Genomic DNA, 16,392 nt, shown 5'->3' with positions numbered 1-16,392 from the left:
CCTCATATGGCCTCCTGTAGGTCATCCATAATGAACTTCAGTAACAGAGGGTAAGCCAATACGAATCAAACACCCCTTCACTAAAGGAATGGCTTGAATCGTCCCGCCATGCGCACTAAGAATGCCCTTTGCTACCGCTAAACCAAGCCCTGTACCACTGTCGCTGCGTTTCAGAGAATTCTGGGAGTAAAATAATTCAAAAATGGATTCCGCTTGATCTTGGCGAATGCCTACCCCTTCATCTTGTATGTCCACAATGACTTGAGCATTCGCTTGCGATACTCGTACACTAATGGTCACGCATTTGTCATTTGGCGAATAACGCAAGGCGTTATCAATCACATTAAAAATGGCTTGCTGAATCAATGATGAACTCACATTTACCAGCGGCAGGTTGTCTTGGGTTTGCAGTACTAGGCGCGACTTTTGCTGAGTAAATCGGTCGATCACCAAATGAATAATATGAACGATAGACTGTTGCGATTTTTTAGGAACCACCACCCCATGTTGTAGTTTGGTCACCTGTAGCAGGTTCTCTATATATTGATGAAGACGATGACTCTCCACCATTGCGCTTTCTAATAGCTCTTCTTTTTGTTTAGAAGATAATTTGCCCATGTACTCTTTTAAGGTACTCAACGTACCGATAATGGCGGATAGGGGGGTGCGTAGATCATGGGAAACTGACAATAAAATACTGTTGCGTAGCTGCTCTTGTTTTAATTGATTCTGCTGATGCTGATAAAGGTCGGACAACTGGCTGGTCACCACCGCCACCAATAAAAAGACCAAAAGGTTGATGATGTCATCGCCATTAAACATCTCAAATGAATAGCGAGGCACGGTAAACAGAAAGTTAAAATACAGGGCTTCTAATAACGCTACGATATACACCCAGCGAGGGCGACATAAAAAAGCCACCACAACGACGGATAATTGCAAAATCAGCAACACTACGGTACTGGAGCCAATCCAGATCCCCAAACCATAACTGATCAACACTGCGCAGCATACAGACAGCGTGGCTAGATAAAATGGAGAAAGTCGAGATAATTTGATGCTCATCGGAACCGCTTTCGTTAAACAATTTTCTACAGGGCTTAAGCATCACTTTCATACAAAATAAATGGGATGTACAAGCACAAGCGAACTCTATCAAAGGAAAGCAAAAACCGCGCGTAAAAAAGCCGTAAAAAAAGAACAGGCTTGCGCCTGCTCTCATTCCTTATCTAGGTGGTTCAACGTCAAAGCAACCACAATAGGACGGGCGTATCCTGCCGCTCCAGTTAGAGCGGCTCAATAGGATAGGGTGATACCACACTTAAGACTAAGGTTTCATATTGACAACAACACGGCCACGAACAGTACCATTCATTAGAGCATGGGCCGTTTCAATCACGTCATCAAGGGTAATCTCATGGCTGATTGTCGCGAAGTCTTCCGGTTTTAATAGTTCGCCCAAACGCTCCCATGCCTCGATACGATCTTCAAGTGGACGCATGACACTATCAATGCCGATTAATTTAATGCCGCGTAAAATAAACGGAGCGACCGAAGCAGGAAAATCCATCCCTTGAGCAAGGCCACAGGCAGTTACCACACCACCATATTGGGTACTGGCACAAACGTTCACTAGAGTATGACTGCCAACACAATCAATCGCCCCAGCCCAACGTTCTTTTTGCAGCGGCTTTCCGAGTTCAGACAGATAATCCCGATCAATGATTTCATTCGCACCTAAGCTTCTTAGATAGTCACTTTCTGCCATTCGACCTGTGGACGCTACTACCTTATACCCCAAACGACTTAATAGACGAATAGCAAAGCTGCCAACCCCACCATTTGCGCCAGTAACTAAAACCTCACCAGACTCCGGCGTTACCCCTTGTTTTTCCAACGCGAGTACTGACAGCATGGCAGTGTAACCAGCCGTACCAATGGCCATAGCGTGTTTGGCTTCAATGGTCTTAGGAAGTGGAATCAACCAGTCACTTTTTAGACGGGCTCTTTCTGATAGACCTCCCCAATGTTTTTCACCCACACCAAAACCATTGAGAATGACAAAATCCCCTTTGGAAAAGCGCGGAGAATCGCTTTTCATAACTTGTCCAACCAGATCAATCCCCGGCACCATTGGAAAGGAACGGATAATGGGACCCTTTCCGGTGATCGCCATACCGTCTTTATAATTTATCGTACTGTAATGCACATCGACTAGGACATCACCCTCGGGTAACTGATCTTCATTTAACTCAACAACGGATGCCAAGTTTTTTTTGTCTTCTTGCGTGATCAATAAACCTTTAAACATAAACCCTCCAAATTTAGACTGATCGTCTAATTAAATAACAAAAAAACCAAGTATTGATACTTGGTTGGTATTTTTAATACGTTTTAGATTGAATTGCTTGGATAAAAAACGCCATAAACAGGTTCAAGGGTTGAATGCTTTTTATCAACCTAGCCCGATGAACCGCACCTTCCCAGCCAATCCAAAATGCTTGAGATACCTGTTCAACACTGATTTGCAAATCAATTTCACCTTGCTTTTGACTTTCTAATAAGCACCCAGCCACTCTTGCCTGCCAGCTTTGATAGGTCGCTTGCAATTGTTCTCGAAACAACTCAGACAATAGGCTAGATTCTTGTTCCAAATTCCCCACTAAACAGCCACGCTTAAATTCATGACGGACAATGCCATCCTGAGCATCCTTAGCGAAACGTTGTAATCGTTCCAGCGGAGAGAATGCCTCATCCAGTAAAAAGCCATCTAATTTCGCTTCAAAATAGCGTCGATAACGCTCTAAAACGGCCAATCCAAAGGCCTCTTTACTGGAGAAGTAGTGGTAAAAAGAACCCTTGGGGACACCAATCGATTTTAGAATTGGCTCAATACCACTGCGGGTAAAACCAGATTCGGTCAATATCAACATACCAGCACGTAGCAAAGCCTCCCGGGTATCCTGGGCGCCTGATGGTGACTTTTTAGGCCTCCCACGACGAGGCTTGTTTACTAAGTCGGTACTGAATTTTGGTTCATCTAGGGTGTTGAGCACATTCTTATTCCTAACAATGGTATATGATAGGCATTAATTTAGACCACTCGTCTATTAAATTCAAGAAAGTTAATGCAGACATTAAGAATCCGATCGACTCCTATTGTTTTTATACCACTGCATTTTCTCTTAATTTGTCTTTGGTAGGAGACACACCAAAGTAGCGTTTATAATCGCGGCTAAATTGCTGGACGCTTTTATAGCCCACCTCGAAAGACACCAGTCCAACGCTCAATAACCCTTGATTTAACAACATTTGCGCCTTTAAAAGACGTAAACGCTTTAAGTATTGCAAAGGGGAAGAACCCGTAATGCTTTTAAAATGGTGGTGAAAACTCGACGCACTCATATTGGCATTCTCTGCCAATTGCTCAACCCGTATTTCCTGATCTAGCTCGGTATGCATTTGCTTAAGCGCCAACACAATACGAGAAAACAGTCCTTGATTGGCCACCAGTGCCCGAATGGCGTCCCCTTGAGAGCTTTGTAACGCTTCAAAGATCACTTCTCGCACTCGGCCAGTTCCCATCATTTTTGCCGTGATTTCATCGTGTAGTGCACGCACAAGCCGTATAACGGCTTCTTGCATTCCACTACTCATGGCCACAGACGCCATAGGAGAACAGGAAGTATTTTTATTAGGGTCGATTTCCACGGGATCCGCTACCAGTTCCGCTAACATAGACGGGTCAATAAGAATGGATAAACCTAATAACGGTTCATCTGCGGTAGCAAAGGTTTCGCATTCAAAAGGCAAAGGCAGGGTTTGTACCAAGTAATGTCCCGAATTGTAATGAATCTCTCGCTCTCCTAAATATCCCACTTTTTTCCCTTGTGCAATGATGGTCAAACTGGGTTGATACATCAGCGGGCTACGAGGAATCGTTCTAGAGCATTTTATCAAACGCACCTGATCAATAAGACTGCTTCTGATGCCTTCTAAAGAGGCGATAGGTCGCAGTAGATCCACTAAACTGCTCTGTTTTTCTGGCGTTATCATCATTTAGAGTCACTTATATAAGATATCGGGCAAATATTGTGTAGGAAATAAAGAGTTCAGCCTTTTTGGAGGAATAGGCAAAATACTACCAGAATTGTATAACAATAATCTCCTCTATATACCCTACACTGAGAGCACATTAAGACATACACTTACAGATTAGGAGTTAGGTAATGAGTCAAGCAAAAGCTTACGCTGCGACATCCGCAACAACACCTTTAGCACCTTTTACTTTTGAACGACGCACATTACGTGAAGACGATGTGAATATTGATATTCTTTACTGCGGTGTTTGTCACTCAGACATCCATACCGTCGAAAGTGATTGGGGGCCAAGTGAATACCCCGTTGTACCTGGTCATGAGATCATCGGCAAAGTCACGGCAGTCGGCAATAAAGTGAGCCAATATAAAATAGGGGACATTGTTGGGGTAGGCTGTATGGTCGATTCTTGTCAGCACTGCGCCCATTGTGCCGCAGACTTAGAACAATATTGTGACAATGGCGCTGTGGGCACCTACGGTGGTCATGATCTGATTGATGGCACACTCACTTATGGCGGCTATTCTGACCACATCGTGGTACGTGAAAAGTTCGTTCTCTCCATTCCAGAAACTTTAGAACTGAGTAAAGCAGCCCCTTTATTATGCGCAGGCATCACCACTTACTCACCACTTCGTCATAATGGCATCAAAGCAGGGGATAAAGTAGGCGTCTTAGGTATGGGTGGTTTAGGTCATATGGGCGTGAAATTTGCCAAAGCTTTCGGTGCTGAAGTCACCATTTTCACTCGCTCTGAAAGCAAAATCGCCGAAGCAAAAAGACAAGGAGCCGATCACGTCATCGTGTCAACCGACGAAGCTCAAATGAAAGCCGCTGCGATGACGTTTGACTATTTGCTGGATACCATCCCAGTACAGCACGATCTCAACCCTTATCTTAGTGTTTTAAAAGTCGACGGTACACACATTCTTGTCGGTCTTATTGAACCTGTTGAACCACCAGTTCATGCTGGAAACTTGGTCATGAAGCGACGTATCCTTACGGGGTCGTTAATTGGTGGAATCGCCGAAACACAAGAAATGTTGAATTTCTGTGCGGAACACAATATCGAGTGTGATGCGGAGATGATCAACATCCAAGACATTAATGAAGCTTATCAACGTATGAAAAAAGGCGATGTGAAATACCGTTTTATCATTGATATGAAAAGTTTGAAAGATGCCTAATATCTAAGCTTTATAACGTTTTATAGTAAAAAGCGCCTACTTCAACTGGGCGCTTTTTATTCTGTTTTCTCTTTCATTAGCAAGTAAGATGTTAATGAGTGGAAGATTTAGCCAACAACTTATCGGCTAAACGGTGGCTATGAGCAGAATGCTCCGCCATTAACTGCTTACGATCAATACCAACAGCATGGCCATTTTCTACCGTCCACTTCCCTGCAATCATCACCCGATCAGCTTTTTGCGCGCCACATAATAAAAGCGCCGCCAATGGGTCGTGACTCCCTGAAAAGCGCAGTTCATCTAATTTAAAAAAAGCCAAGTCAGCCTGCTTACCAACAGCGATTTCCCCCACATCCTGACGACCAAGGATCGCAGCAGAACCTTTTGTCGCCCAACGATAAGCATCAAAATGAGAAACATGGGCGGAGCCATAACGTAAACGTTGAATATACAAGGCTTGGCGAACTTCCATGATCATATTCGAACCATCATTTGACGCTGAACCGTCCACACCTAAACCAATCAGAGCACCTGCCTCTTCTAGTTCATTGTTTCGTGCAATCCCTGATCCCAACATCATGTTCGAGGTTGGGCAATGACAAATTCCTACCCCGGCTTTACCTAATCGCTCAATCTCTTTGTCATCAAAATGAATACCATGGGCTAACCAAGTTCGATCATGAAGCCAACCAACACTCTCTAAGTAATCAACTGTTCGCATGCCAAAACGTTTTAAACAAAACGCTTCTTCGTCCAGCGTTTCGGCAAGGTGAGTATGCAAGCGAACCTGTTCTTTTTTAGCGAGTTCAGCACTGTTTTTCATGATATCGGTGGTGACGGAAAACGGCGAGCAGGGTGCAAGGGCGATTTGAATCATGGCACCTTCACCTCGTTGGTGGTGGGTATTAATTAAGCGCACGCTGTCGTCTAGAATGGTTTTTTCATCTTGAACAGTCGATTGAGGTGGCAAACCTCCGTCTCTTTCTCCCAAACTCATAGAACCACGAGTAAACATCGCCCGCATGCCAAGAGATTTCGCCACATCGACTTGCACATCAATGGCGTGTTCCATGCCGTCAGGAAACAAATAATGATGATCCGCCGCCAGTGTACAGCCGGATTCCATCAATTCCACCATCGCAAGTTTGGTTGCACTGGCCAGCATAGCGGGTTCCAGCTCAGCCCAAAGAGGATAGAGCGTCTGCAACCAGGGGAAAAGAGCTTTATTGAGTGCATCAGGAAAAGCCCGCGTAAGCGTTTGATAAAAATGATGGTGAGTATTGATTAAACCAGGTAATACCACATGGTCAAAGGCATTAAAGGTGATGTCATAAGGTAAAACAGGTTTCCCACCTTTGGGAATCAACTCAATAATTTTGCCTTCTTTGATCAACAAACCACCGAGCGCATCTTGCTCAGGTGAATAAATCGCTTTTGGGGCACATACCCAAACAACGGGAGGTTGCATAGCGTTTCTCATTTGTGTCCACATGTTAAGGATTGATAATGCTTCTGAAAGCTTGAAATTGAGACGGCTTATCGTCCGACTCATTCGCACCTTCCTCAAGCTTACTTCATAAATGACAACATTAAGACAGTAAAAGCAGGTCAAAAGACGATTTAGTTACCCACAAGCAAGAGATTTTCGCGTTAAAAAAACTTATACACAGGTCAAACTTATCCCATGTCAACCTGTTGACAGCAAAATTATTCACATTATTTTTTTGAGCAAATGTGAAAGTTAAAATTTTTTTCTTTTTTTCGCTTGTGGACTATTTTTTACTAACAGGCCAAAAACTCCTTGTGGATTACAACAAAAAAACCTTTAAAAACAGATAACTCTTCCAAAAAAATACGTTTTTCACGACTGTTGATAACTATGGTGATAGATAAATAAGAAGTTTTGCACAGTTTTTAACAACTCAGAGGAAAAAAGACGCCGGTGTATAAGTACCCAAGTTATTCACAGGTTCAGCCTGTTCACATCACAGGAAAATAGACCATCCATTAACAAGATATAAAACCTATAAGACAATGAAAAATATGAATTTTTATTAGTTATAAACAAAAAATGAGCTGCTACATAAACATAACTAACATAAAAAACACTATATACATAATGATTTTATTAATATTGATGACCGGGGAATAGTCGTTTGTCTCTCTTTCTTTTTCAAAATTAGCCGATATACTAGGCCACCTTATCGAATCTGTTCGTTTTTTATTCATTAGTCATTTATTTATTAGCAATACCGAGGTTCCCGTGGATTTCCCAAGTCGCTTTGATGTGATTGTGGTTGGTGGTGGTCATGCCGGCACAGAAGCCGCTTTAGCAGCAGCTCGTATGGGTGTGAAAACACTTTTATTGTCACACAACATTGAAACATTAGGACAAATGTCCTGTAACCCAGCCATTGGTGGTATTGGGAAGTCGCACCTAGTAAAAGAAATTGATGCTTTGGATGGCGCGATGGCGCTTGCTACTGATAAAGCAGGTATTCAGTTTCGTACACTGAACTCGCGTAAAGGACCCGCTGTTCGAGCCACGCGTGCTCAAGCTGACCGTATTCTTTATAAAGCAGCCATTCGTTATCAATTGGAAAACCAAGAAAACCTTTGGTTATTCCAACAATCAGCCGAAGATCTGATTGTTGAAAATGGTGCGGCTCGAGGCGTCATTACACAAACAGGCATTCGCTTTAATAGTAAAACCGTTGTGTTGACGGCGGGTACTTTTTTAGGTGGCATCATTCATGTTGGTTTGCAAAACCATTCTGGTGGTCGTGCAGGCGATCCACCATCCATAGGCTTAGCGGAAAAACTGCGAGCATTGCCATTTCGGGTAGACCGTCTTAAAACAGGGACGCCACCTCGAATTGATGCGCGTTCTGTCGACTTTAGCCAAATGCAAGAACAACCAGGCGATGACCTTACACCTGTGATGTCTTATATGGGCGATCGCTCAATGCATCCACGTCAAATCAATTGCTTTATTACCCATACCAATGAACGCACCCACGATATCATTCGTGCGGGTATGGATCGTTCACCAATGTATACCGGGGTGATTGAAGGGGTAGGGCCACGTTATTGTCCGTCTATTGAAGATAAAATTGTGCGCTTTGCGGATAAAAACTCTCATCAGATTTTCATTGAACCGGAAGGCTTAACGACCCACGAACTGTATCCGAATGGCATTTCTACTTCTTTGCCATTTGACGTACAAATTGAATTGGTCCGTTCCATGAAAGGTATGGAGAATGCGCATATCATTCGCCCAGGTTATGCGATTGAATACGATTACTTCAATCCACAAGACTTGAAATACTCCTTAGAAACCAAGCATATGCCTGGTTTGTTCTTTGCTGGGCAGATTAATGGCACAACGGGTTATGAGGAAGCAGGCGCTCAAGGTTTATTGGCGGGCTTAAACGCTGCTTTATTAGCGCAAGACAAAGAAGCTTGGACGCCCCGTCGTGACGAGGCCTATTTAGGTGTGCTTGTCGATGATCTGATTTCAATGGGAACAAAAGAGCCCTATCGTATGTTTACCAGCCGTGCGGAGTATCGTTTGATTCTTCGTGAAGACAATGCCGATATGCGGTTAACCGAAAAAGGTCGTGAACTTGGCTTGGTATCGGATGAACGTTGGGCGGCATTTTGTAAAAAGCGCGAAGCCATCGAATTGGAAACTCAGCGTCTTAAGTCCAGTTGGATTGTGCCCAATTCTCCTGAGGCTGAAGCCATCAATCCAAAACTGGAAACGCCGATTTCTCATGAATACAGTTTGTTGGATTTATTGAAGCGCCCAGGGGTGGTATATGCCGATATCGCTCATCTGAAAAATGCGCCAGACGATGCGGTTGATGAACAAGTCTCCGAACAAGTTCAGATTACCGTGAAATACGCAGGTTATATTTCCCGTCAAGCGGAAGACATTGAGCGATTACGCCGTCAAGAAAATACGCCGCTACCGGAAGATTTGGATTATTCCACGATGGAAGGTCTGTCCAATGAAATTAAGCAAAAGTTGGTTCAGGCTCGACCTGCCACGCTTGCTGCGGCGTCACGAATCCAAGGTGTGACCCCCGCTGCAGTATCCTTACTATTAATTCACTTGAAAAAACGTGCGATTACACGCAAAAGTGCCTAGAATCTACAGCCGATAACGCCGATTAATTGGATTCGACTGTGACACATTTTGCTGCCATTCAAAAAGGCGCCCTACAAATGGGCGCCCATTTATCTGATAAGACCATTCAGACCCTAGTAGACTACCTTGCCATGTTGCAAAAATGGAATAAGGCATACAACCTCACGGCAATCCGTGATGTTGATCAAATGATCTCATTGCATTTATTAGATAGTCTCGCCACACTGCCTTTTATTAAAGGTGAGCGTATTATTGATGTGGGGACAGGACCAGGGTTACCTGGTATGGTGCTTGCTATTTGTTACCCTGAAAAACACTTTACTTTGCTAGACAGTAATGGCAAAAAAACCCGTTTTTTAACCCAGGTAAAAATGGAGCTAGGCATTGATAATGTCACGGTTGCTAATGAGCGAGTTGAAAAACATGCTCATCAAGGTGAGTACGATCATGTTATTTCGCGAGCCTTTGCCTCATTACAAGACATGATAAACTGGACCTTACCACTACCAAAGGACACAGGTAATTTTTTAGCAATGAAAGGGGTACACCCAGAGAAAGAACTTGCTGCTTTGCCTTCTGAAGTAGAAGTTGTTGACATTAAATCACTGAATGTACCGAATATTCAGGCGGAACGTCATATGGTCATTATGGTGCGTAAAGGATAATAGCATGGCGAGAATAATCGCAGTCACGAATCAAAAAGGGGGAGTGGGTAAAACCACGACCTGTGTTAACCTCGCCGCCTCATTGGCCGCGATGAAGCGACGTGTGCTTTTAATCGACCTTGATCCGCAGGGCAACGCCACGACAGGCAGTGGGCTCATTAAAGAAGAGCTTGAGACGAGCGTCTTTGATGTTTTAGTGGGAACCCATGGCGTTAAAGACGTGATGAAACCGGTTATGGAAGAGACTGCCAACCCAGGTCAATATTGGGTGTTGCCTGCTAATGGGGATTTAACTGGGGCGGAAGTGGCTTTGTTAGACCTGCCCAGCAAGGAAACACGTTTAAGGGCGGGCCTATATGAGGTGGATAATGAGTTTGATTTTATCTTGCTTGATTGTCCTCCGGCACTGAATATGTTGACGGTCAATGCCTTGGCCGCTTCCCAAGGGGTGTTAATTCCGGTTCAATGTGAATATTATGCCCTAGAAGGATTGACGGCGTTATTACAGACCATTGAGCGTATTACTCATGCCTTAAATCCGTCGCTAGAAATTGAGGGGATTCTGCGAACCATGTATGATCCTCGCCCTAGTTTGACCCATGATGTATCGGGCCAATTACAAAAACATTTCGGCTCTAAGGTGTATGATACCGTGATACCTCGTAATATACGTCTTGCTGAAGCACCAAGTTATGGATTACCTGTTTTACATTACGAAAAAGACTCCCGTGGTGCCATTGCTTACCTTGCCTTAGCAGGCGAATTTATCCGTAAACGCTCTGCGTGATAATGCGCAAAGACAAGTAAGATCTGATTTCAATTAGGGTTAAAACATGACGATGAAAAAAAGAGGCTTAGGTCGTGGTCTGGACGCTTTACTGGCTCCACAAAAAGCGCCGACCGATAGTGTTGAGTTATCTGAGCACAACGAAGCCATCAAAGGCCTGACTTATTTACCAGTTGAATGGCTCTCTAAGGGCAAGTTTCAACCTCGTCGTGATATGAACCCTGCACACTTGGATGAATTGGCAATATCGATTCGTAACCAAGGCATCATGCAGCCCATTGTGGTACGCCCCAATGGTACTAACCAGTATGAAATCATTGCGGGTGAACGTCGCTGGCGTGCTGCCAAATTAGCTGAGTTAACTCAAGTCCCGGTCATTATTCGTCATGTAGAAGATTCTGATGCGGTGGTGCTCGCCCTCATTGAGAATATCCAACGTGAAGACCTCAATCCAGTCGAAGAAGCGTTAGCATTACAACGTTTGATTGAAGATTTTCATCTGACACAGCAAGAAGTAGCCGATACCGTGGGGAAATCACGCTCTACGGTCGCCAATTTACTCCGCTTGCTTGGTTTGTCACCGGAAGTTCGTCGCTTATTAGAGCATGGTGACATTGAAATGGGACACGCCAGAGCATTGTTGCCTTTAGAGCAAGACAAACAAATTCAAGCGGCTTCACAAGTTGTTACAAAGTCACTATCGGTTCGTGAAACCGAGCGCCTAGTCAAAAGCTATCAATCGCCAATTAAAGAAGATAACACCGCCCCTGAACTGCCTGATTTAAGCGCTGAAGCGGAGAGAATTAGCCAAAAAATCAATGCTTCCGTCAAAATTCAGCCTTCAGCAAAGGGAAAAGGTAAGGTGGTGATTGAATATCGCAACCCTGAACACCTTGAGTTATTGATAACTGAACTGTTCTCGAAAAAATAAATTGGCCTGATTTTCGTCCGCAGGATTGCCTGAACTTCTTGATTGTGAGTGTTTTTTGACATCGGTTTAAGTTGATCATCGTTTGTATTACCCATATAATGCGTCGGATTTTAATTGTGCATTTACTTATCCTTAATGTTTGTGACATGAATTCATATGTTTTAACGCTTTGGTACAAATGTAAGATTAGTGTAAGCAATAATTAAAGATTGACCCTATTGGTTATCGAACTATAATGGCGCATGTTTGTCTCATCATGGTGCAATTGCAACGACTCACTGCGGATGGTGCTAAAGCCTGATGGATAGAAGATTAAATACAAAGCTTATCAATAAGCTGCTGGTTACTCAGGTATTAGTCTTAGCCGTATTAGTCGCATTGTTTTATGGGGTAAAAGGGACCGAAAATGCGCTGACAGCGATTTTTGGTGGCTCAATTGCCATAGGAAATTCGTTGTTACAGAAATGGCATCTTGTCCGTGCTGCGAAAGCAGCCAAATCGGATCCAAGGCAAGATTTAAATAAAGTATACCGCTGCATGATCGAGAGGTGGTGTTGGACTCTCATCATGTTTGCATTAGGATTCGGGCTGTTGAAATTAACAGCCTTTGCTTTATTGGCAAGCTTTGTAATAACACAAGCTGTGTTATTTTTTTTACATAAGAATTGAACAATTGCTTAGAAGAATTTGAGGTTTAGTAAATGTCGAGTCAAACAGTTAGTTCTTCAGGTTACATTAAACATCACTTACAGAACCTGACTTTTGGTCAGCATGCTGATGGCTCTTGGGGCTTTGCTCACAGTGCTCAAGAAGCTGCCAACATGGGATTTTGGTCTATCAATGTTGATACCATAGGCATGTCTGTTCTTCTTGGCGTATTGATGATGTGGTTTTTCCGTCGCGCTGCGAAGAAAGCGACGTCTGGTGTACCTTCTGGTTTGGTTAACTTTGCCGAATGGGTCGTCGAATTTGTCGATGAAAACGTTCGTAGCTCCTTTTCTGGCCGTAACCCTCTCGTTGCTCCTCTTGCATTAACCATTTTTGTTTGGGTTTTCCTGATGAACCTAATGGACGATGTAATGGTTGATTTAATACCTCAAATTGCGGTGTTTGTTGGTGAACACGTATTTGGTGCGGACCCACAACACGTCTTCTTTAAAGCGGTTCCAACAACGGATCCTAATGCGACATCTGCTATGGCACTGGTTGTATTTGCTTTAATGGTCTTTTACGGCATCAAAGTAAAAGGATTGGGTGGGTTCTTAGGTGAGTTAGCGTTCCAGCCGTTCCCTAAATGGTTATTCCCAATTAACTTGGTATTGGAATTGGTATCCCTGATCTCCAAACCTGTCTCATTGTCATTGCGTCTGTTTGGTAACATCTATGCTGGCGAAATGATCTTTATCTTGCTGGCTATTATGTTCGGCGCAGGGTGGATCCTTGGTCCTCTTAGCGGCTTATTACAGATAGGTTGGGCAATATTCCACATTTTGATTATTGCATTACAGGCTTATGTCTTCATGATGTTGACCATTGTTTACTTAGATATGGCTCATCAGAAACATCACTAATTTAGATTTTTATTTGTACTTTACGTTGAGTTTATAGGAGAGAAAAATGGAACAATCGTTGTTGTTTATTGCTGGTGCTCTAATGTTAGGCCTAGGTGCTCTAGGTGCGGCAATTGGTATCGGTATTCTAGGTGGTAAATACTTGGAAGGGGCTGCTCGTCAGCCAGAATTAATTCCTTTATTACGTACACAGTTCTTCATCGTAATGAGTTTGGTTGATGCGGTTCCTATGATCGCAGTCGGCTTGGCTATGTACGTTCTGTTCGCCGTGGCTGGTTAAGATTTTAATCCCCCATTTAGCGGACAAACATACGAGGTACAGGCATGAATATCAATGCAACCATTATAGGCCAAGCAATCGCTTTTGTGATTTTTATCGCCTTCTGCATGAAATATGTATGGCCACCTATAATGCAAGCGCTCGAAGAGCGTAAGAAAAAGATTGCGGATAGTTTTGAGGCAGCAAACCAAGCTGCACGTGAGGCAGAGTTGGCTGAAGAGAAAGCCGCTCGAACGTTACGTGAGAGCAAGGAACATGCCGCTCAGATTATCGAACAAGCTAACAAACGTGCTAACCAATTGATCGATGAGTCGAAAGAGCAAGCAATTGCCGATGGCAAGCGTCTTCGCGAAGCGGCTCAGGCTGAGATAGAGCAAGATGTTGTGCGTGCCAAAGAAGCATTGCGTGCACAAGTTTCTGCTCTGGCTTTTGTAGGTGCTGAGAAAATTTTAGGCGCCACTATTGACGAAAAAGCACACAGCGAGATCGTTGAACAGCTCGCCAAAGAGCTTTAAGCGAGGATCTAATGGCTGAACTTAAAACCGTCGCGCGGCCATACGCCAAAGCAGCTTTTGAAGTCGCTCGTGAGCAAGGTCATGTTACAGAATGGGCTAATATGCTGAGCGTATTAGCGACTGTCACAAAAGAACCGAAGCTTAAAACAGCGCTTGGAAATCCTGCCTTTAGTGCGCAAGAAAAGGCGAGTGCTCTGGCACAGGTTTGTGAAGAAATAACCACTGAACAGGGTAAAGCATTTTTGCTTAACCTAGCAGAAAACAAGCGTTTGCTCTTGTTACCTGCGATTTCTGAGTTATTTCAACAGTTCAAACTGAACTATGAAAAAGCCGTCGATGTTAAGTTGACGTCTGCTTTTGAATTATCAGCAGAACAAGCACAGACATTAGCCGATTCGTTAGCGAAGAAGTTGGATCGTACGATCAACTTGACTAACGAAACAGACGCAAGCCTGATTGGTGGCGTGGTTATCCGTACCAGTGACTTAATCATCGACGGCTCAGTTCGTGGTAAATTGACGAAACTGGCCGAGGCGATAAACTCCTAGTGTTTCTTAAATTGAAACCAGGGTTGAGGAATGTAGCATGCAGCAACTGAATCCATCTGAGATCAGCGAGATTATCAAGAAGCGCATCGAGAACCTTGATGTCTCTTCAGATGCCCAAAATGAGGGCACAATTGTCAGCGTGGCAGACGGTATCGTTCTGATTCACGGTTTGGCAGATGTTATGTACGGGGAAATGATCGAATTCCCTGGTGGTATTTTCGGTATGGCCTTAAACCTAGAGCGTGACTCTGTAGGTGCGGTAGTACTGGGTCAATACCAAGACCTTGTAGAAGGTCAAAAAGTAAAATGTACAGGTCGTATTTTAGAAGTACCTGTTGGTCCTGAATTGCTTGGTCGTGTTGTTGACGCATTGGGTACTCCAATCGACGGCAAAGGCGAGCTCAATGCACAAATGACGGATAAAGTCGAAAAAGTCGCGCCAGGCGTTATTGCCCGTCAAGGTGTTGATCAGCCTATCCAAACAGGTTACAAGGCGGTTGACTCCATGGTTCCGGTTGGTCGTGGTCAGCGTGAGTTGATCATCGGTGACCGCCAAGTGGGTAAGACTGCATTGGCGATCGACACCATTATTGCGCAAAAAGACAGCGGAATTAAATGTGTGTATGTAGCGATTGGTCAAAAACAATCGACTATCGCTAACGTCGTTCGCAAGCTTGAAGAAGCGGGCGCAATGGACTACACCACAGTGGTTGTGGCAGGCGCCTCTGATCCAGCAGCAATGTTGTATCTAGCACCGTACACTGGTTGTACCATGGGTGAATACTTCCGTGATCGTGGTGAAGACGCATTGATCGTATACGATGATTTGACGAAACAAGCTTGGGCTTACCGTCAGATTTCGTTGCTACTTCGTCGTCCACCGGGTCGTGAAGCATACCCTGGTGACGTATTCTACCTTCACTCTCGTCTTCTAGAACGTGCGTCTCGCGTTAGCGCTGATTACGTTGAGAAGTTCACCAACGGTGAAGTGAAAGGTCAGACGGGGTCTTTGACCGCCTTGCCTATCATTGAAACACAAGGCGGTGACGTATCTGCTTTCGTACCAACCAACGTAATCTCCATCACAGATGGTCAGATTTTCTTGGAAACGAACTTGTTTAATGCGGGTATTCGTCCTGCGATGAACGCGGGTATTTCCGTTTCTCGTGTTGGTGGTGCCGCGCAAACTAAGATCGTTAAGAAACTAGGCGGTGGTATTCGTCTGGCCTTAGCTCAGTACCGTGAATTGGCAGCATTTGCTCAGTTCGCATCTGACCTAGACGAAGCAACTCGTAAACAGCTAGAGCATGGTAAACAGGTTACCGAACTGATGAAACAAAAGCAGTTCTCTCCTATGCCAGTAGCGGATATGGGGATTGTCCTTTACGCTGCCAATGATGGCTACCTTGTAGATGTTGAAACAAGCAAGATTGCGAGTTTTGAAAGTGCGTTGATTAGCTACATGAACAGCGAACATGCTGAACTGATGGCTGACATCAACAAAACAGGCAATTTTAACGGCGAGATTGAAGCGACATTTAAAGCGGCAATCGAGAAGTTTAAAGCGACACAAACTTGGTAATAAGCTTGGTGATAGACTATTTGCTTAGTCCATCACCAATGTTACTTTGCAGTTTGTGAAATAACATTCTCACAA

16 protein-coding genes are annotated in these 16,392 nt (G+C 44.0%); 11 read left to right on the top strand and 5 right to left on the bottom strand.

From position 1 onward, the window contains the following. Positions 1 to 21 precede the first annotated feature (21 nt). The 4 genes from AC0VYG_RS23780 to AC0VYG_RS23765 form a co-directional block, all read right to left on the bottom strand. Entirely contained in the window at positions 22 to 1,065 is a 1,044-nt protein-coding gene (locus AC0VYG_RS23780) for a sensor histidine kinase (RefSeq protein WP_475430299.1), read from the bottom strand. Positions 1,066 to 1,327: 262 nt separating this feature from the next. Next, complete coding sequence (acuI, locus tag AC0VYG_RS23775; RefSeq protein ID WP_067011757.1) at positions 1,328 to 2,311, bottom strand: acrylyl-CoA reductase (NADPH); 984 nt, start codon at positions 2,309 to 2,311, stop codon at positions 1,328 to 1,330. 73 nt (positions 2,312 to 2,384) lie between these two features. Next, positions 2,385 to 3,056, bottom strand: a complete 672-nt coding sequence (gene acuR / locus AC0VYG_RS23770) for an acrylate utilization transcriptional regulator AcuR (protein WP_475430298.1) — start codon at positions 3,054 to 3,056, stop codon at positions 2,385 to 2,387. Positions 3,057 to 3,165: 109 nt separating this feature from the next. Continuing rightward, positions 3,166 to 4,059: an AraC family transcriptional regulator gene (locus tag AC0VYG_RS23765; protein WP_475430297.1), complete on the bottom strand. Its 894-nt coding sequence runs from the start codon at positions 4,057 to 4,059 to the stop codon at positions 3,166 to 3,168. 170 nt (positions 4,060 to 4,229) lie between these two features. Here AC0VYG_RS23765 and AC0VYG_RS23760 point away from each other — a divergent pair, with 170 nt between their 5' ends. Continuing rightward, positions 4,230 to 5,285 (top strand): NAD(P)-dependent alcohol dehydrogenase, encoded by a 1,056-nt coding sequence (locus tag AC0VYG_RS23760; protein WP_067340563.1) that lies wholly within the window; start codon positions 4,230 to 4,232, stop codon positions 5,283 to 5,285. 91 nt (positions 5,286 to 5,376) lie between these two features. On the opposite strand, the gene AC0VYG_RS23755 is transcribed toward AC0VYG_RS23760, so the two are convergent. Then, complete coding sequence (locus AC0VYG_RS23755; RefSeq protein ID WP_475430296.1) at positions 5,377 to 6,753, bottom strand: 8-oxoguanine deaminase; 1,377 nt, start codon at positions 6,751 to 6,753, stop codon at positions 5,377 to 5,379. 795 nt (positions 6,754 to 7,548) lie between these two features. On the opposite strand from AC0VYG_RS23755, the gene mnmG reads away from it, so the two are divergent. The 10 genes from mnmG (at position 7,549) to atpA (ending at position 16,317) form a co-directional block, all read left to right on the top strand. Beyond that, entirely contained in the window at positions 7,549 to 9,438 is a 1,890-nt protein-coding gene (gene mnmG, locus AC0VYG_RS23750; RefSeq protein WP_475430295.1) for a tRNA uridine-5-carboxymethylaminomethyl(34) synthesis enzyme MnmG, read from the top strand. Between the two features lie 38 nt (positions 9,439 to 9,476). After that, positions 9,477 to 10,103 (top strand): 16S rRNA (guanine(527)-N(7))-methyltransferase RsmG, encoded by a 627-nt coding sequence (rsmG, locus tag AC0VYG_RS23745; RefSeq protein WP_475430294.1) that lies wholly within the window; start codon positions 9,477 to 9,479, stop codon positions 10,101 to 10,103. 4 nt (positions 10,104 to 10,107) lie between these two features. Beyond that, entirely contained in the window at positions 10,108 to 10,890 is a 783-nt protein-coding gene (locus AC0VYG_RS23740; protein ID WP_475430293.1) for a ParA family protein, read from the top strand. Positions 10,891 to 10,936: 46 nt separating this feature from the next. Further along, positions 10,937 to 11,821 (top strand): ParB/RepB/Spo0J family partition protein, encoded by an 885-nt coding sequence (locus tag AC0VYG_RS23735; RefSeq protein WP_475430292.1) that lies wholly within the window; start codon positions 10,937 to 10,939, stop codon positions 11,819 to 11,821. Between the two features lie 300 nt (positions 11,822 to 12,121). Beyond that, positions 12,122 to 12,490, top strand: a complete 369-nt coding sequence (locus AC0VYG_RS23730; protein ID WP_475430291.1) for an ATP synthase subunit I — start codon at positions 12,122 to 12,124, stop codon at positions 12,488 to 12,490. A 32-nt stretch (positions 12,491 to 12,522) separates the two neighbouring features. Next, positions 12,523 to 13,392 (top strand): F0F1 ATP synthase subunit A, encoded by an 870-nt coding sequence (gene atpB, locus AC0VYG_RS23725; RefSeq protein WP_475430290.1) that lies wholly within the window; start codon positions 12,523 to 12,525, stop codon positions 13,390 to 13,392. A gap of 46 nt (positions 13,393 to 13,438) precedes the next feature. Then, complete coding sequence (atpE, locus tag AC0VYG_RS23720; protein ID WP_067011741.1) at positions 13,439 to 13,672, top strand: F0F1 ATP synthase subunit C; 234 nt, start codon at positions 13,439 to 13,441, stop codon at positions 13,670 to 13,672. 44 nt (positions 13,673 to 13,716) lie between these two features. After that, positions 13,717 to 14,187: a F0F1 ATP synthase subunit B gene (locus tag AC0VYG_RS23715; protein ID WP_475430289.1), complete on the top strand. Its 471-nt coding sequence runs from the start codon at positions 13,717 to 13,719 to the stop codon at positions 14,185 to 14,187. Positions 14,188 to 14,198: 11 nt separating this feature from the next. Then, the gene (locus AC0VYG_RS23710) at positions 14,199 to 14,735 is read left to right on the top strand and encodes a F0F1 ATP synthase subunit delta (RefSeq protein WP_475430288.1); all 537 of its coding nucleotides are present in this window, start codon (positions 14,199 to 14,201) and stop codon (positions 14,733 to 14,735) included. Between the two features lie 37 nt (positions 14,736 to 14,772). Next, the gene (atpA, locus tag AC0VYG_RS23705) at positions 14,773 to 16,317 is read left to right on the top strand and encodes a F0F1 ATP synthase subunit alpha (RefSeq protein ID WP_475430287.1); all 1,545 of its coding nucleotides are present in this window, start codon (positions 14,773 to 14,775) and stop codon (positions 16,315 to 16,317) included. Positions 16,318 to 16,392: the final 75 nt, after the last annotated feature.

The sequence above is a fragment of the Marinomonas sp. 63XJN7_7_ISO-PGPR-S23-202 genome (genome assembly GCF_056173505.1).
This window is presented reverse-complemented; position numbering and strand designations above follow the sequence as displayed.